Below are 15,908 nucleotides of genomic sequence, written 5' to 3'. Positions count from 1 at the left end.
GAGCGGCCGTTCAACCCTAATCAACGGTTGGCGGCACCGCAATGCGCGAAAGCTGGGGCGTGAACTGTCAGAAGCTCTTTTCCAGACGGCCGATCAACTCGAGCGCCGGGCTGGCGGATGCCGAGGCCGCTTCGCGCTCTACGCGCGGACGGTTCAGCGCCGACTCCATCCGGCCCTGAAGGCGCAGAACCCGCTGATAGAGCGCCTGGCTGCCCTCCACCAGCTGGCGGGCGGCAACCGGCATGATCGCGGTGACCGCCGTTTCCGTCTCGCTCGCCGGGCCGAGGCGATATTTGGTGTCCCCCAGCGCATCGGTCGCGATTTCACCGCGTTGCCACGCCTTCTGCGTCATCAGCCAGGCGATCACGTGCATCAGCCGAGTCGTAACCTTGAGCGATTCGCAGGTGAAGGACAGCCGCGTCATCGTATCATACCGCGTCTTGTCGGCCTCGGCCGCGCGATCGAAATAGGCACGCGCCTCATCGGCCATCACCAAAGCCTCTACATAAAGGCCGTCGATCAGGCGGGAGAACAAGGCTGGGTGCAGAGACTCGGCGGTGTGCATGGCTGCTGCGTGGCATATCGCGCAGCCTTTGTCAGCACAGGTACATGGTAAACAGCCCGATGGATGATGAATGTCCCGTATGGGCACGAAAATCAGCTTTGCGAGTCGGCCCTGGCGATACGCGAAACGCCCTGTTCAGGCGATGATATCAGGGATGAGCTGGTCCTCCAGCATCGCAATTTCGTCCCGCAGCAGCAGCTTGCGTTTCTTGAGACGGGCCAGCTGAAGCTGATCGCGCGCGCCGCTCTCGATCAGGGCCGAGATCGCGGTATCGAGATCGCGATGCTCCTGCCGCAGGAGTTCGATCCGGCGCATGACGTCTTCGGGGTTCATGGAATGACGAATAGCGCGATTTGGACCAAGACGTCCAGATCATTGCTCCGTTCGACGCGGTGCCCGGCCACATTATCGATACCTCAAAAATTCACGCGAGACTCGCGCCGCGAATCATGATTTATTCCCTCATCCACCGCATTCATTTTGGAGAATGTCATGGAACACAGCCACATGACCGCACTGCAGGCCAAGCGCGACGCGCTGAAGGCCAAGATTCGCCTTGAAATGAGCCGGCCCCTGCCGGATGCCCTGTTGCTTGCCGACCTCAAGAAGCGCAATCTGCGGTTGAAGGAAGAGCTGCGCGGGGCGTGACGGAGCGGGCCGGAACCGGCCCGCCGACCTGTCTCCGATCATTATCTGTTTTCCGAACAAGCGGGTCCGCTTTAGCGGCCAGGCTTACCGCCGATTCGCCTGCGCGCAGCGGCGGGGTCGATCTCGCGATGGAAATGGATGCCGTAGCGTCCTTCCTCCACGCGCATTACCTCGCCGCTCAGCTCCCCTGCCTGACCCAGTGCGAAACGCACGATGTCTCCACGCTTGAGGGAAAATTGCCCTTCCACCAGCATGCCGGTGGCGGAGAGGTTCCGGATCACCGCCTTGCCTAGATCCTTGCCCTCGACGTCACGCAAATGGGCGAGCAGAAACAGGCTGTCCCTGCTGCCGACCCTGGGGTTATCCCCCTGATTATCTGTCATTTTCTCGGCAACCCGTATTGTTTTTTATGTCGTTCGCAACCGCTTTTGCGGTCTGGAGCAGTCAATATCGGGATAATGTCAATAAAGTCAAAAGGGAAGTTGTATAAATCGGTCAGTCGTCGCGCGAGACCTTTTCCTGCCGTTCATGACGCTCCTGCGCCTCCAGCGTCATGGTGGCGATGGGCCGCGCTTCGAGCCGCCCGAGCGAGATCGGTTCGCCCGTCACCTCGCAATAGCCATATTCGCCCTCGTCGATTCGGCGCAGCGCCGCATCGATCTTGGAGATGAGCTTGCGCTGGCGATCGCGGGTGCGCAGCTCGATCGACCAGTCCGTCTCGCTCGAGGCGCGGTCGTTCATATCCGGCTCGCGCAGCGGCTCGCTCTGCAACACGGCCAGCGTGCCCTCCGCCTCGGCAAGGATCTGCTTCTTCCAGTCGAGCAGGCGCTGCCGGAAATATTCAAGCTGCATCGGGTTCATGAATTCTTCGTCCGCCGACGGCCGGTAGCCATCGGGCAGGGTAACGACCGCTTTTCCGTGATCACCGGGGCTAAGGTTACTCGCCATCTTTCTCTCCCGATCGCGCACGGGCAGCCCGTGGGGCCGCTTTGCGCAGGCCGTGCTGCCGCGCCTATAGCCATGCCGCCGCCGCCACACAAGGCACTGCCAATGTGCGCCGCAGAAAAAGCGGAGGCTGCCCCGCTCTATCCAAAGCGTACCAATACAGGACATCAAGAGCACGCAGGCACATTCGGCTTGTAAAATGTCGCGCGATGGGCAGGTAAACGGGGTTAATTGGCTTGCAGTTAACGCTCTATTTTGCGTTTGTGGTTTAAAGAACCGCGTGCGCGCGACGGGATTACAGCCTCGTGGCCATGCGATGATGTGGGAACAAGATATGTCGGTGAAGACGGCTGTTGCGAAATTATGCGCCTGCGCGGCGGGTGGGGCGGTGCTGGGTGGCGGCGCCGTGCACTATGCCGAGCGCCCGCGCCCGGCAGTCGTCCATTCCACCAAGGGCGCCAAATATGCGAAGCCCGTAAAGGTGGTGCATCGCAAGCCGATCAAGCGCAAGCCGGCGGACAAGGCATTCCCGGTGATCGCGCAGCCCGCGCCGATCCCGCTTCCGGCCCCTGCCCCCTATATTGCCCCGCAGCCCGAGATCGCGACCGGCACCAGCACCAGCGGCGGCACGCCGGTCGTCTATGGCGGCGGTAGCGGCGGCTGGGGCGGGTTTGGCGGCGGCGGATTTTTCGGCGGCTTCTTTGGCGGCAGCGGCGGGGGCGGCGGCAGCGTGGTCGTGACCATCTCGTCCACCACCAGCGGCGGGTCGAGCAGCACCTCCAGCTCGACGGGCGGATTGACGTCCACGGGCGGCAGCACCTCGACCTCGACCGGCGGCCTGACCTCGACCGGCGGCAGCACATCGACCTCGACCGGGGGATCCTCCACCTCCACCGGGGGTTCCTCGACATCGAGCGGCGGCATTTCGTCGACCTCGACCTCCAGCTCCACCAGTGGCGGGGTGAGCACTTCGACGGGTGGTGTTTCGACTTCAACGGGTGGCGTGAGCACTTCCACGGGCGGCGTGAGCACATCCACTGGCGGCGTATCCACGTCCAGCGGGGTATCCACCTCTTCGGGCAATGTCTCGACCTCGTCGTCCACCTCATCGAGCACGTCGTCCGGCAATGTCAGCTCATCGAGCTTCGGCGGATCGACCAGCACATCGACCTCGACGTCGACGTCTTCCTCCACCTCGTCCAGCACGTCCTCTTCCAGCAGCAGCTCCACCTCATCGAGCAGCGGCGGCACCGATGTGCCCGCGCCGCCGATGATATTGCTGTTCGGCGCGGCGGCGGCGGCGCTGATCGCGCGCCAGCGCTTCGCCAAGCGCGCCGAGCCGGAGACCGAAGCACAGTAATTCGCCTGCATGGGATGAATTCGGGGGCGGCGCGGCCAAGGCTGCGCCGCCTCTTTTGTGTTTGGCTTGCCTAAGGCTGGCGGGGAAGGCATAGGGCGCGGGATATCTCCCCATGCCGGACCCAAGCCCATGCACGACATCCGCTCCATCCGCGACAATCCGCAAGCCTTCGACGCCGCGCTCAAACGGCGCGGACTGGAGAGCATGAGCGCGCAGATACTGGGCGCTGACGAAACATGGCGTGGTGTCTCGACAGAGCTGCAAAACGCGCTCGCCAAGCGCAATGAAGCGAGCAAGGCGATCGGCGCGGCGATGGGGCAGAAGGATTTTGCCAAGGCGGATGCGCTGAAGGCCGAGGTCGCGGCGCTGAAGGACAGCATTCCAGCGCTGGAGGAGAAGGAAAAGGAGACCGGAGCGGCGCTGGACGCGATGCTCGCCGCGATCCCCAACCTGCCCGCCGCCGATGTGCCCGAAGGGGCGGATGAGCACGCCAATATCGAGGTGAGCCGGTGGGGCGAGCCGAAGGCGTTCGATTTCACGCCGCAGGATCATGCCGATTTCGGTCCGGCGCTGGGGCTGGACTTCGAGGCGGCGGCCGCGATGTCTGGCGCGCGCTTTGCGGCGCTGCGCGGTGGGATGGCGCGGCTGCACCGGGCGCTGGCGCAGTTCATGCTCGACACCCAGACCGGGCAGAATGGCTATGAGGAGGTGAACCCTCCGCTGCTGGTGAGGGACGCCACCCTTTATGGCACCGGGCAGTTGCCGAAGTTTGCAGAAGACCTGTTTCAGACGACGGAGGGCCGCTGGCTCATCCCCACCGCCGAAGTGTCGCTCACCAATCTGGTGCGCGAGCAGATCGTGGCGGACGCCACCCTGCCACTGCGTTTCACCGCGCTCACCCCCTGCTTCCGCTCCGAGGCGGGCAGCGCCGGGCGCGATACGCGCGGGTTCATCCGCCAGCATCAGTTCGAGAAGGTCGAGCTGGTCAGCATCTGTCGCCCGGAGGACAGCGCGGCGGAGCATGAGCATATGCTGGCCTCTGCCGAGGGGATTCTTCAGGCGCTCGGCCTGCCCTATCGCAAGATGCTGCTCTGCACAGGCGACATGGGCTTTTCCGCCGCCAAGACATATGACCTTGAGGTGTGGCTGCCGAGCCAGAACTGCTATCGCGAGATCAGCTCCGTCTCCAACTGTGGCGACTTCCAGGCGCGGCGGATGAACGCGCGCTATCGGCCCGAGGGCGAGAAGGGCACGCGCTTCCTGCATACGCTTAACGGCTCCGGCCTCGCGGTGGGCCGCACGTTGGTGGCGGTGCTGGAGAATTATCAGCAGGCGGACGGCAGCGTCCGCATTCCCGAAATATTGCACCACTATATGGGTGGAATCAAGCAACTGACGCCACGATAAAGTCACCGTCATCCCCGTGAAAACGGGGATCCAGAGGCCGATACGACTCCCATCTGGATTCCCGCTTTCGCGGGAATGACACCATCAAGGAATGAAAGCCCAATGCGCATCCTGCTTACCAATGACGACGGCGTCCACGCCCCCGGCCTTGAAGTGCTGCTCAAAATCGCGCGGGCGATTTCCGACGACATCTGGATCGTTGCACCATCCGAAGAGCAATCGGGCACCGGGCACAGCCTGACGCTCACCCGTCCCCTGCGTATTCGCAAGCATGGACACCAGCATTACAGCGTCACCGGCACGCCTACCGACGCGGTGATGATGGCGGTGAGCCACCTGATGAAGGACTGCAAGCCGGACCTCGTGCTCTCCGGCGTCAACCGCGGTGCGAATCTGGGCGAGCATGTCACCTATTCCGGCACCGTCTCCGCCGCGATGGAAGGCGCTATTTCGGGCATACGCTCAATCGCGCTGTCTCAGGTTTACCGCAAGGAAGGCATGGGCGACGAGGTGCCGTTCGGCTGTGCCGCAGTCTGGGGCGAGCGGGTGGTGCGCGCGCTGCTCAAGGCGCCACCGGGCGAACAGATGCTCGTCAACGTCAACTTCCCCGCCATCGACCCCTCAGAGGTGCAGGGCATACGCGTGGCACGGCAGGGCTTTCACGACACGGGCCTCGCGCGTGTGATAGAGGGCAAGGACCCGCGCGGATACCGCTATTACTGGTTCGGGCTGGACACCAGCGAGGCCGAACAGCCGGGCACGGACCTTGAGGCGATCAACGCCGGGTACATCAGCGTGACACCGCTGCATTATGACCTGACGCATGACGGATCGATGGCGGGGCTGAGCAAGCTTTTTGTTTGAAGGGCGGCACCAGCCCGCTCCCCCTCCCAACCTCCCATAGGATACCATATCGGGAGGTTGGGAGGGGGAGCGGGCTGGTGCCGATTATCCGAAACGCAGCGAAGCTGCCTGCTTCGGATCAAAGATGCTTTTCGATCACGGCCATGGGCTTTTCCAGCACGCCGAACATCAGCGAGCCGATGAAGCATGCCCCTGCGATGCCAGCGGCCGCGATGATCACCCGCTGCATCAGCATGGCCTTCATGCGGCTGCGCTCGGCCACTTCCTCCGGCGTCAGCACGCGGGCGCTGGTGCGGCGCTCGACCTCCTCACCCGCAGTTCCCAAACGCGGAACGGCACCCGGTGCGGGCGCGCCCTTGAACTGCGCGACCGGCACCCGCCCCTGGGCGAGGAGACCGCAGCAGCCTTCATCGACCCAGCGCACCTGCCCGACGACGACGGCGCTGCCCCGGCGTATCTCTATGAAGCTGCCCCGCGGCGGGGGCGATGGCATATGGAGCTTCATGCCTTTGGTGGAGATGTTGCGAATGGTCGCATCGACCCAGCCCGAATCCATACGGATGCGGACCGGCAGTATCACTGGTTCTCGCGGCTCACGGGCTTTGAACATCTGCGACCCTTTTACGGGATGTTCCGTACTCAATAATCCCATAATGTTGACAAGGTGTTATCCGTTACGCACGAGCACGTGACTTTATCGGCGCAAAGAGCTATGCGCCGCGCGATCATGGCAACGAAAATCCCTCCCGCGCCCAAAGTCGGCATGGTGTCGCTTGGCTGCCCCAAGGCGCTGGTGGACAGCGAGCGCATCCTCACCAAGCTGCGCGCGGACGGCTATGCCATGTCGCCCGATTATGCGGGGGCGGACGTGGTGCTGGTCAACACCTGTGGTTTCCTCGACAGCGCCAAGGAGGAATCGCTGCAGGCGATCGGCGAGGCGATTGCCGAGAATGGCCGCGTGATCGTCACCGGCTGCATGGGCAATGAGGCGGAGCTGATCCGCGCACGCTTTCCCGACGTGCTCGCCGTTACCGGCGCGCATCAATATGAGGCGGTGGTGAACGCGGTGCACGAGGCCGCCCCGCCTGTGCCCAATGCCTTCGTCGATCTGGTGCCCGAGGGCGGGCTGAAGCTGACGCCGCGGCATTACAGCTATCTGAAAATCTCCGAGGGCTGCAACCATCGCTGCGCCTTCTGCATCATCCCTTCGCTGAGGGGCGATCTGGTGAGCCGCCGGGTCGATGCGGTGCTGCGCGAGGCGGAGAAGCTGGTGCAGGCCGGGACCAAGGAGCTGCTCGTCATCAGCCAGGATACGTCCGCCTATGGCGTGGACATCCGGCACGAGGCGCGCGAGTGGCGTGGGCGGCCTGTTAGAGCGCACATGACCGATCTGGCGGCGGCGCTGGGCGAGCTGGGCGTCTGGACGCGCCTGCACTATGTCTACCCCTACCCCCATGTCGACCAGGTCATCCCGCTGATGGCCGAGGGCAAGTTGACGCCCTATCTCGACATCCCGTTCCAGCATGCCGCGCCATCGGTGCTGAAAGCCATGAAGCGCCCGGCGAACGAAGCCAAGGTGCTGGAGCGCATCCGGAGCTGGCGGGCGATCTGCCCGGACATCGCGATCCGATCCAGCTTCGTTGTCGGCTTCCCCGGCGAGACGGAGACGGATTTCCAGTATCTGCTGGACTGGCTGGAGGAAGCGCAGCTCGACCGGGTCGGCGCGTTCCGGTTTGAGCCGGTCGAGGGCGCGGCGGCCAATGCCCTGCCCGATGCGGTGCCGGAAGCGGTGAAGGAGGAGCGCTATGCCCGCATTATGGAGGCGACCGCGCGCATTTCCGCCGCCAAGCTGCAGGCGAAGATCGGCCGCACCCTACCCGTCATCATCGACGAGGTGGGTGAAGCGGATGAGGACGGCAGCGTTGGCGCAACCGGGCGCAGTCAGGCCGACGCGCCGGAGATCGACGGCAATGTCTTCCTGCGCGATGTGCAGCTGAGCCACCCTGCCCTCGCGCCTGGCGACATCATCGATGTGACCATCGAGGATGCCGACGAGCACGACCTTTACGGCGCAGCGAACCACGTGTTGTAGGGCCGCTTCACCACGCGCATCAGCTCGCCATCGGCCTGCATCTCGATCGTATAAGTCCCTTCCGCATATGGCCCGGCTTCGTAGGGGCCGATGATGACCCGCACCGTGTCCAGCCCCTTGCCGCGTTGCGAGACCGGGATGATCTGTTGCTTGAGGATATCCGGGCAGGCGTTGAACGGATCGTTGGCGTCCGGCTTCACGACGATGCCGCGCTTCTCGCGGCGTTCTATGTTGAGCTTGTCGCAGAACTCGCCCGTGACCAGATTTTTGAAGCGGGGCAGATCGAAGAACTGGCCGATGCCGATGCGTTGCTCGCGCGCCTTGTCCCAGATGATCGAGGAGTAGAACGGCATACCGTGCGCGCCGCCGGTATAGGCATAGCCCTCCGCCTGTAGCACCAGCACCTGCGGCGTATCCGCCACCGTCGCCCATTTTTGCTCAAGCGCGTGCTTGCGGAACGGGAAGCCATCTGCCTTCATGGCGGCGGCGTCGCGCGTGGCAGAGCCGTGAGCCTCTTTATATTGCGTCTCGGCATGGCCGCGCAGCCAAGCGTCGAGCGGGGGAACAGCGGCGGCCTGCGCGGGCCATTCATAGCTGAAATCCAGCGCGGCGTCGTCCCGGTTGACCTTGCCGGCCGATGCGGGCGCGGTTGGCTGCGCAGGCGATGCGGCAGGCTGCTGGCTTGACTGGGCGGCGTTTTGCCGGGGTTGTTGCGGAGCTCTATCGTCGGAACATCCGGCCAGGACCAGTACCCCCAGCGCAACCGCTATCCAGTATCGGTGCATTTTCCCCGTCTCCCGCGCTTGCCGCGTCCGCCTGCTCGGCCTAAACCCCATGTCATGACCGATAGTTCCGACCTCATCCTGCCAGACACCGGGCAGGACGCCCGCTCCATCCACCTCGTCGACACCAAGGGCTTTGACGCCTGGCTCGCGACCCGGCCGGAGCGCGACCGCGCGGCTGTGGCGGCGCAGAAGTTTACCGGCAAGGCCGCCAGCTTTGCAATCCTCCCCGCCGAGCGCGCCGACGACTGGGCCGTGGTGGCGGGCGTAGGCGACGCGGGCACACTCTCGACATGGTGCCTCGCCAGGCTGGCGGAGGGCCTGCCTCAGGGGAGCTATCGGGTCGAGGGCGAGGCGGAGACCGGCCCTGCCCTGTTCGGCTGGCTTGCCGCGCACTATCGGTTCGATCGCTATCGCACCAAGAAGGACGACGCACCTGTGGGGGCGCGCGTGCTGCTGACCAAGGATATCGCGCGGATCGAGCCTGCGGTGCGGCTTGCGCGCGCGACGAAACTGGTGCGCGATCTCGTCAACACCCCCGCCGCCGACATGGGACCGGCGGAGCTGGAGACGGCGGCGGAAGCGGTGGCGCGCGATCATGACGCCACGCTGGTGGTGACGCAGGGCGACACGCTGGAGCAGCACTACCCGATGATCCACGCGGTGGGCCGCGCGGCGGCGCGCAGCCATGCGCCGCGCCTCATCGAGCTGACATGGGGCAATTCTGCGCACCCCAGAGTGGCGATCATCGGCAAGGGTGTATGCTTTGACAGCGGCGGGCTGGACATCAAGCCCAGCTCGGCCATGCGCCTGATGAAGAAGGACATGGGCGGCGCTGCCCATGCGCTGGCGCTGGCGCAGCTCATCATGGAGAGCCGCTTGCCGGTGCGGCTGCACATGCTGATCCCGGCGGTGGAGAATGCGGTGGCGGGCAATGCGTTTCGCCCCGGCGATGTGCTTGCTACCCGCGATGGCATGACGGTGGAGATCGGCAATACCGATGCCGAAGGGCGGCTGGTGCTGGGCGATGCGATCACCAAGGCGTGTGAGGACGCGCCCGAACTGATCCTCGATTTCGCCACGCTGACCGGCGCGGCGCGGGTTGCTCTCGGCCCGGATCTGCCTGCGCTGTTCGCCAATGACGACGCGCTGGCGGAAGGGCTGGCCAAAGCGGGCGAGGCGGTGGACGACCCCGTCTGGCGGCTGCCCTTGTGGGACGGCTATGACGATATGCTGAAATCGGACATCGCCGACATCGCCAATGCGGGAGACAGCGGCTTTGCGGGCGCGATCACCGCCGCGCTGTTTTTGAGGAAGTTCGTGAACGGAAGCGGCGCGCAATGGGCGCATTTCGATACGTTCGCGTGGCGCAGTGCCGCCAAGCCGGGGCGGCCCAAGGGCGGTGACGCGCTGGGCCTGCGCGCCGCGTTCGCGATGATCGAGGCGCGCTACGCAAGGTCGTGAGATCCACAAGCTCTTGACGCGCAACACCATTCATCGCAGGGGGCAGCCGATGAACGCCGATCAGAACATCATCCCGCGGGGCAAGGCCGAGCGCACCCGTTTTCACCTCGATGGCCGGTCGGTAAAGCTTGACCGGCGGGTGAACGCCGTGCGCGGCGATCTGGCGGATTTCAGCCTCGCCGGGGTGCTGTTTGCGCCGCATTACGCCAAGGCGGAGCCGGTGCACTGCCTTGGGCAGGCCGCGTTTGTGCGCGAGGCGGGCGCGGCAGATGCCCGTGCGGCGTCGCAACTGCTGCCGGGCGAGACCTTTCACCTGCTCGACGTGACCGGCGGCTGGGCCTGGGGCTTTTGCGATCATGACGGCTATGTCGGCTATATCGAACGCGCGGCGCTGGGCGTGGGCGCGCTCGGCCCGACGCATCATGTGACGGCGCGCTGCGCGCCGGTGTTTGCGCAAGCGGACGTAAAATCGCCGGTGGTGGGATCGCTGCCGACGGGCGCGCGCATTGCTGGCGCGGCAGAGGGCGATTTCATTATCACCGAGGCGGGCGCGGTGCATGCGCGCCATGTACTGCCCGTAACCGAGTTCGAAGAAGACTGGGTGGCGGCGGCGGAGCGGCAGATTGGCCAGCCCTATGTCTGGGGTGGGCGCGGCGCGGGCGGCATCGACTGTTCCGGGCTGGTTCAGCTCGCGCTGGGGCAAGCCGGCGTCAAGGTGCCGCGCGACAGCGATTTGCAGCGGGAGAGCATCGGTGACCCGATCGCGCCGGACGCGCCGCTTCAGCGCGGCGACCTGATCTTCTTTCCCGGACATGTCGGCATCATGGTGGATGCGGTGAATATGCTCCATGCCAATGCCTATTGGATGAGTACGATGACAGAGCCGCTGGACGACGTGATCGCGCGGCTGAAGCCCGATCATGACCAGCCGGTCCTGGCCCGGCAGAGGGTATCGCTATGACGCATTCCATCTTCATCGACGGCGCGGCAGGTACGACCGGGCTGGAGATCCGCGAGCGGTTGGCGGGGCGGAGCGAGTTCTTGCTGATCCTGCTCGATGACGCGCAGCGCAAGGACGCCAACGCGCGGCGCCAGGCGATCAACGACGCCGACGTGGTGATCCTCTGCCTGCCGGACGATGCGGCGCGCGAGGCCGTCTCGCTCATCGCCAACGACCGTACCAAGGTGATCGACGCCTCGACCGCGCACCGTGTTGCGCAGGGCTGGACCTATGGCTTCCCGGAGCTGGTCGGGCACGAGGCGGTGGCGGGATCGAAGCGGATCAGCAACCCCGGTTGCTATCCCACCGGCTTCCTCGCGCTGGTCGCGCCGCTGGTGCGCGCAGGCGTCATCCCTGCCAGCGCGCCGCTGAGCGTCAATGCCGTCTCCGGCTATTCGGGTGGCGGCAAGAGCATGATCGCGGATTTCGAGGGCGCCAACGGCCGCCCGGCGGCGTGGTATGGCTATGGCCTTACCCTTGCGCACAAGCATGTGCCGGAGATGACGCGGCACGCGGGGCTTTCCCTGCCGCCGATCTTTGCGCCGTCTGTGGCGGACACACTGCGCGGCATGATCGTCGAGGTGCCTGTGCATCTTTCGGCGCTGCCGGGCGCACCGTCCCCGGATGCGGTCCGCGAGGTGCTGGCCCAAGCCTATGCGGGTTCGCGCATCGTGCGGTTTGTCGATGGCCATGACGGCGCAACACTACCGATCGAGCGGCTGGCCGGCACGGACGCCATGGACCTGTTCGTCTTCGCCTCGCCCGATGGCGCGCAGGTGCGCCTCGTCGCCGCGCTCGACAATCTCGGCAAGGGCGCATCGGGCGCGGCGGTGCAGAACCTCAACCTGCTGTGCGGGCTCGACGAGGCGGCGGGCCTGAAATTGTGAAAGCGGCCGCTTGGCCGCGCGACCTTTCGTCATCCCCGCGCAGGCGGGGATCCAGTCAAAATAACGGTGTTGGACCCTGGATTCCCGCTTTCGCGGGAATGACGATCAGTTTTCAGTGAATCGTCCCCACCGGCTGATCGATGGACAGCAGGAATATCATCCGCTCGATCTGCCGCCAGTGGCAGAAGCGGATATGATTACCGACGTCGCGGCTCTTGTCTGCGCGAGAGGCCGCTTCGCGCCCCGCCTGCGCGCCAAATGCCTTCATCAGTTCCGAAGCGTCTTCGAAACTCTGGCGATCCCCCAATATTGGAACTTGCATGATACCCCGTGTGTTTGCGACCTTGTATGGGTTCCCATGTCCAATGGCCGTGCCAGTATTGCACGCCCACGCAATTACGCGGGGTGCGAACGTCAATGCACCGTTAGGCAAATGCCAAATCGGGACAATTGTGCGCTGGCGGGACGGGCACTGTCCCGATATGAAGCGAAGATGATCAAATCAGCGCAACGGACAAAGGCATGAACGGCTCGACAGAGAGCAAGAAGAGCAGCGCGGGCGGATGCTATATCGCGGCGCTGGTTCCCGCGGGCGCGGTAATCGGCGGGCTGCTGGGGCAGCCGAGCATAGGCCTGCTCGTTGGCTTCGGCCTGGGCATCGCCATCGCGGTGGGAATATGGTTGCGGCAGCGCGGACGATAACATCATGATGAAACATATAATTTCTTTGGGACTGATTTTCCTCGCCGTATTGTTGGGGGGACTCTTTTACCTGACGCGGCCGGACGAGGCGCGGCTGGCCTATGGTGCGGATATGGGCCGGGTGCCGCAGATCACCAACCCGCGATCGCAGTGGATCCCGGTACCCAATATTGCCGAGGCCGTGGGCTGGAAGACGGGAGAGGCCCCCACCCCGGCCAACGGACTTGGCGTAGTCCGCTTTGCCGAGGGGCTGGCGCATCCGCGCTCGATGCTGAAGCTGCCCAATGGTGATGTGCTGGTAGCCGAGACAGGCGCGCCCAAGCGCGAGCCAGACGGCATCGTCGACAGGATCACCCTATGGTACATGAACAAGGCCGGAGCGGGCGGTGCGCCGGCTAACCGGATCACCCTGTTGCGCGATGCGGATGGCGACGGCAAGGCGGAGGTGAAGACAGCATTCCTCACCGGCCTCAACTCTCCCTATGGCATGGCGCTGGTGGGTGACACGCTCTATGTCGCGAACACCGACGCGGTGCTGGCCTTCCCCTATAAGGAGGGCGATACCCGCATCACGGCAAAGGGCCGCAAGATCGTCTCTCTGCCGCATGGCGCGCCCAACCCGCACTGGACGCGCAGCCTGCTGGCCAGCCCGGACGGCAGCCTGCTCTATATCGGCATCGGCGCCAACTCCAACATCGGCGAGAATGGGTTGGAAACGGAGACCAACCGCGCGGCGGTCATCGAGCTCGATCCCAAGACCGGCGACAATCGCATTTTCGCCAGCGGTCTGCGCAACCCGATCGGCATGGCATGGGAGCCGGTTTCCGGCACGCTGTGGACCGTAGTGAACGAGCGGGACATGCTGGGGTCCGATCTTGTGCCCGATTACCTCACCCGCGTGGAGTTCGGCGGGTTCTATGGCTGGCCATGGAATTACTGGGGCGGCTATGAGGACCGTCGCGTGGAGCCCGGCAGGCCGGAAATCCGCGAATATACCAAGCGGCCCGACTTCGCGCTGGGCAACCACACCGCGCCGCTCGGCCTGACCTTTTCCACCGGGGCAAAGCTGGGCGCACCGTTTGAGGGTGGCGCGTTCATCGGGCTGCACGGCAGCTGGAACCGCAAGCCCAGGTCCGGCTACAAGGTGGTGTTCGTGCCGTTCGAGAAGGATGGCCGCGCCTCGCAGAGCGGCAAACCGATCGACGTGCTGAGCGGCTTCCTCTCCGCCGACACCGAGGAAGCGCGCGGCCGGCCGGTCGATGTACTGGTAGCGAAGGACGGCGCGCTGCTGGTGAGCGATGATGTGGGCGGCGTGATCTGGCGGGTTATCAGGAAATAACCAGCCGCTTGCCCTCGCGCCCGGCGAGCTCGGTCACATATTGCCACGCCACCCGGCCCGAGCGGCTGCCGCGCCGGGTCGCCCACTGCACCGCATCCGCGCCGTCGAACGGGAGCGCGAAGTGGCGGGCATAGCCTTCGACGATCGCGAGATAGGTGTCCTGATCCATCGCGTGAAAGCCAAGCGACAGGCCGAACCGGTCTGACAGTGCCATCTTGTCATCCACGACATCGCGCATGTTGATGGGGTCTTCCTGCTCCGACATCTGGCGCGGCAGGATGTGCCGCCGGTTTGACGTGACGTAGAGCCGCACATTGGCCGGGCGCGCGCTCGCCCCGCCATCGAGCAAGGAGCGCAGCAGGCGGGCATCGGTGCCGCTGCTGGCCTCATCAAATCCGAGGTCGTCTATGAAGAGGATGAAGGGGCGCGCGACCGGGCGCAGCACGGCGAACAGATCGGGCAGCGATTCGAGATGATCGGCGGTGCATTGCATCAGCGCGATGTCCGCCCCTTCGCCCTGCAAGGCCCCGATCACCGCGCCGACGCTGGCGGACTTGCCGGTGCCCCGCGAGCCCCAGAGCAACGCATCGTGCGCGGGCAGCCCGGCGGCATGGCGGCGCGTGTTTTCCAGCAGGCGGCCCTTCTGTTCGTCTATGCCGTTGAGCAGCGCATAATCAGCCGGAGCGAAGGCCGCGATCGCCTGCGCGTAGCGGCCATTCCACACATAGGCGGGGTGTGCGGTCAGGTCGGGCAGCGGCGGTGCGGGGGGTGCGAGCCGTTCGAGCGCGGAGGCAATGCGGGAGAGCAGGTCTTCGGTCATGGCGGCATGCTCTATCGGCTGGGCATGGCGGCGGCAAGGCTTCGCCCTTCCCCCCGCCCGTACAAATCCCTATAGCGCGGCGCGTGCAACCTGATTTCACCACCGAATTGCGCCGCTGTGACGAGGACGGCATTGCCTATGCGGCAGAGCTGATCCGCGCCGGGCAGACCGTGGCCGTGCCGACCGAAACGGTATATGGCCTCGCCGCCGACGCGCGCGACAGCGACGCCGTGGCGCGCATTTATGCAGCCAAGGGACGACCGGCGTTCAACCCGCTGATCGTGCATGTGGCGGGGGTGGCGATGGCCCGGGACCTGGCGGAGTTGGATGACAACTCCCTACGCCTTGCGGCGGCCTTTTGGCCTGGTCCGCTGACCCTTGTACTGCCGGTGCGGGCCGAAGCGGGCCTTTCTCCGCTGGTGATGGCGGGCCTGCCTACCATTGCGATCCGCTGCCCCGCTCACCCGGCGATGCAGGCGCTGATCGCGGCGAGCGGCGCGCCCCTTGCCGCCCCCTCGGCCAATCGCTCCGGCGCGATCAGCCCGACGAACGCCGAGCATGTGAGGCGCAGCCTGGGCGGGCGCATCCCGCTGGTGCTCGATGGCGGGCCAACCGCGCGCGGGATCGAGTCGACGATTGCTGCATGCGCGGGAGACCATATTCGCCTGCTGCGCCCCGGACCGATCGCGGCAGAGAGGCTGGAGCAGGCGAGCGGCCTGCCGGTGGTCGTGTCAGGCAGCGATCATGGCATCGAAGCGCCCGGCCAGATGGAGAGCCATTATGCCCCCTCAAAGCCGGTGCGGCTCAACGCGACTGACGCGATGGCGGGCGAGTATCTGATCGGCTTCGGCGCGGTGAAGGGCGACATCAGCCTTTCCGAGACAGCAGATCTGGATGAAGCCGCCGCCGCATTGTTCGCCGCGCTGCACATTGCCGACGCCAGTTCGGCCCCGCGCATTGCGGTCGCCAACGTACCGATGGAGGGCGTGGGTCTGGCGATCAACGACCGGCTGAGGCGCGCGGCGGCCTGAGC

General features: G+C 65.2%; 19 protein-coding genes. 10 read left to right on the top strand and 9 right to left on the bottom strand.

What is annotated here, in order from left to right; genetic code table 11:
• Nucleotides 1–67 precede the first annotated feature (67 nt).
• Nucleotides 68–565 carry a DUF1465 family protein gene (locus OOT33_RS02825; protein ID WP_307748470.1) on the bottom strand — a complete coding sequence of 166 codons (498 nt, stop codon included), beginning with the start codon at nucleotides 563–565 and terminating at the stop codon, nucleotides 68–70.
• A 135-nt stretch (nucleotides 566–700) separates the two neighbouring features.
• Complete coding sequence (locus tag OOT33_RS02820) at nucleotides 701–898, bottom strand: DUF465 domain-containing protein (RefSeq protein ID WP_307748469.1); 198 nt, start codon at nucleotides 896–898, stop codon at nucleotides 701–703.
• A 174-nt stretch (nucleotides 899–1,072) separates the two neighbouring features.
• Here OOT33_RS02820 and OOT33_RS02815 point away from each other — a divergent pair, with 174 nt between their 5' ends.
• Nucleotides 1,073–1,213 carry a DUF465 domain-containing protein gene (locus tag OOT33_RS02815; RefSeq protein ID WP_373690482.1) on the top strand — a complete coding sequence of 47 codons (141 nt, stop codon included), beginning with the start codon at nucleotides 1,073–1,075 and terminating at the stop codon, nucleotides 1,211–1,213.
• A gap of 71 nt (nucleotides 1,214–1,284) precedes the next feature.
• On the opposite strand, the gene OOT33_RS02810 is transcribed toward OOT33_RS02815, so the two are convergent.
• The 3 genes from OOT33_RS02810 to OOT33_RS02800 form a co-directional block, all read right to left on the bottom strand.
• The gene (locus tag OOT33_RS02810; RefSeq protein WP_307748466.1) at nucleotides 1,285–1,596 is read right to left on the bottom strand and encodes a PilZ domain-containing protein; all 312 of its coding nucleotides are present in this window, start codon (nucleotides 1,594–1,596) and stop codon (nucleotides 1,285–1,287) included.
• A 112-nt stretch (nucleotides 1,597–1,708) separates the two neighbouring features.
• A complete protein-coding gene (gene dksA, locus OOT33_RS02805; protein ID WP_307748465.1) occupies nucleotides 1,709–2,161 on the bottom strand; it encodes an RNA polymerase-binding protein DksA in 453 nt (150 codons plus the stop codon).
• 636 nt (nucleotides 2,162–2,797) lie between these two features.
• On the bottom strand, nucleotides 2,798–3,529 hold the full coding sequence (locus OOT33_RS02800; protein ID WP_307748463.1) for a hypothetical protein: 732 nt from the start codon (nucleotides 3,527–3,529) through the stop codon (nucleotides 2,798–2,800).
• A 118-nt stretch (nucleotides 3,530–3,647) separates the two neighbouring features.
• Between OOT33_RS02800 and serS the strand changes: the two genes are divergently transcribed.
• Nucleotides 3,648–4,925, top strand: coding sequence for a serine--tRNA ligase (gene serS / locus OOT33_RS02795; RefSeq protein ID WP_307748462.1), 1,278 nt, complete (start codon nucleotides 3,648–3,650; stop codon nucleotides 4,923–4,925).
• Between the two features lie 102 nt (nucleotides 4,926–5,027).
• Nucleotides 5,028–5,789 (top strand): 5'/3'-nucleotidase SurE, encoded by a 762-nt coding sequence (surE, locus tag OOT33_RS02790; RefSeq protein ID WP_307748461.1) that lies wholly within the window; start codon nucleotides 5,028–5,030, stop codon nucleotides 5,787–5,789.
• Nucleotides 5,790–5,907: 118 nt separating this feature from the next.
• Here surE and OOT33_RS02785 read toward each other — a convergent pair whose 3' ends face one another.
• Nucleotides 5,908–6,399: a PilZ domain-containing protein gene (locus OOT33_RS02785; protein WP_307748460.1), complete on the bottom strand. Its 492-nt coding sequence runs from the start codon at nucleotides 6,397–6,399 to the stop codon at nucleotides 5,908–5,910.
• A 102-nt stretch (nucleotides 6,400–6,501) separates the two neighbouring features.
• On the opposite strand from OOT33_RS02785, the gene rimO reads away from it, so the two are divergent.
• Nucleotides 6,502–7,881 carry a 30S ribosomal protein S12 methylthiotransferase RimO gene (gene rimO / locus OOT33_RS02780; protein ID WP_307748459.1) on the top strand — a complete coding sequence of 460 codons (1,380 nt, stop codon included), beginning with the start codon at nucleotides 6,502–6,504 and terminating at the stop codon, nucleotides 7,879–7,881.
• Here the strand turns inward: rimO and OOT33_RS02775 are convergent.
• Nucleotides 7,854–8,666, bottom strand: a complete 813-nt coding sequence (locus tag OOT33_RS02775; RefSeq protein ID WP_307748457.1) for a DUF4163 domain-containing protein — start codon at nucleotides 8,664–8,666, stop codon at nucleotides 7,854–7,856. The two genes, rimO and OOT33_RS02775, sit on opposite strands and share 28 nt — an antisense overlap.
• Before the next feature lie 54 nt (nucleotides 8,667–8,720).
• On the opposite strand from OOT33_RS02775, the gene OOT33_RS02770 reads away from it, so the two are divergent.
• Genes OOT33_RS02770 through argC form a run of 3 tightly spaced genes read left to right on the top strand, consistent with a single transcriptional unit; the run spans nucleotide 8,721 to nucleotide 12,014 of the window.
• A complete protein-coding gene (locus OOT33_RS02770) occupies nucleotides 8,721–10,127 on the top strand; it encodes a leucyl aminopeptidase family protein (RefSeq protein WP_307748456.1) in 1,407 nt (468 codons plus the stop codon).
• Nucleotides 10,128–10,176: 49 nt separating this feature from the next.
• Nucleotides 10,177–11,088, top strand: coding sequence for an NlpC/P60 family protein (locus OOT33_RS02765; RefSeq protein ID WP_307748455.1), 912 nt, complete (start codon nucleotides 10,177–10,179; stop codon nucleotides 11,086–11,088).
• On the top strand, nucleotides 11,085–12,014 hold the full coding sequence (gene argC / locus OOT33_RS02760; protein WP_307748454.1) for an N-acetyl-gamma-glutamyl-phosphate reductase: 930 nt from the start codon (nucleotides 11,085–11,087) through the stop codon (nucleotides 12,012–12,014). The genes OOT33_RS02765 and argC overlap by 4 nt, the downstream gene beginning before the upstream one ends.
• Nucleotides 12,015–12,126: 112 nt before the next feature.
• Here the strand turns inward: argC and OOT33_RS02755 are convergent, their stop codons facing one another.
• On the bottom strand, nucleotides 12,127–12,336 hold the full coding sequence (locus OOT33_RS02755; RefSeq protein WP_307748453.1) for a hypothetical protein: 210 nt from the start codon (nucleotides 12,334–12,336) through the stop codon (nucleotides 12,127–12,129).
• A gap of 200 nt (nucleotides 12,337–12,536) precedes the next feature.
• On the opposite strand from OOT33_RS02755, the gene OOT33_RS02750 reads away from it, so the two are divergent.
• Both OOT33_RS02750 and OOT33_RS02745 read left to right on the top strand, forming a co-directional pair.
• Nucleotides 12,537–12,716 (top strand): hypothetical protein, encoded by a 180-nt coding sequence (locus tag OOT33_RS02750; protein WP_307748452.1) that lies wholly within the window; start codon nucleotides 12,537–12,539, stop codon nucleotides 12,714–12,716.
• A 4-nt stretch (nucleotides 12,717–12,720) separates the two neighbouring features.
• Nucleotides 12,721–14,055, top strand: coding sequence for a PQQ-dependent sugar dehydrogenase (locus OOT33_RS02745; RefSeq protein WP_307748451.1), 1,335 nt, complete (start codon nucleotides 12,721–12,723; stop codon nucleotides 14,053–14,055).
• Here the strand turns inward: OOT33_RS02745 and OOT33_RS02740 are convergent.
• Nucleotides 14,045–14,875 (bottom strand): DUF815 domain-containing protein, encoded by an 831-nt coding sequence (locus OOT33_RS02740; protein ID WP_307748449.1) that lies wholly within the window; start codon nucleotides 14,873–14,875, stop codon nucleotides 14,045–14,047. The genes OOT33_RS02745 and OOT33_RS02740 overlap by 11 nt on opposite strands.
• Before the next feature lie 83 nt (nucleotides 14,876–14,958).
• Between OOT33_RS02740 and OOT33_RS02735 the strand changes: the two genes are divergently transcribed.
• On the top strand, nucleotides 14,959–15,906 hold the full coding sequence (locus tag OOT33_RS02735) for an L-threonylcarbamoyladenylate synthase (RefSeq protein WP_307748448.1): 948 nt from the start codon (nucleotides 14,959–14,961) through the stop codon (nucleotides 15,904–15,906).
• Nucleotides 15,907–15,908 lie beyond the last annotated feature (2 nt).

The sequence above is a fragment of the Sphingobium sp. DEHP117 genome (genome assembly GCF_030867385.1).
In the GTDB taxonomy this organism is placed as follows: domain Bacteria; phylum Pseudomonadota; class Alphaproteobacteria; order Sphingomonadales; family Sphingomonadaceae; genus Sphingobium.
This window is presented reverse-complemented; position numbering and strand designations above follow the sequence as displayed.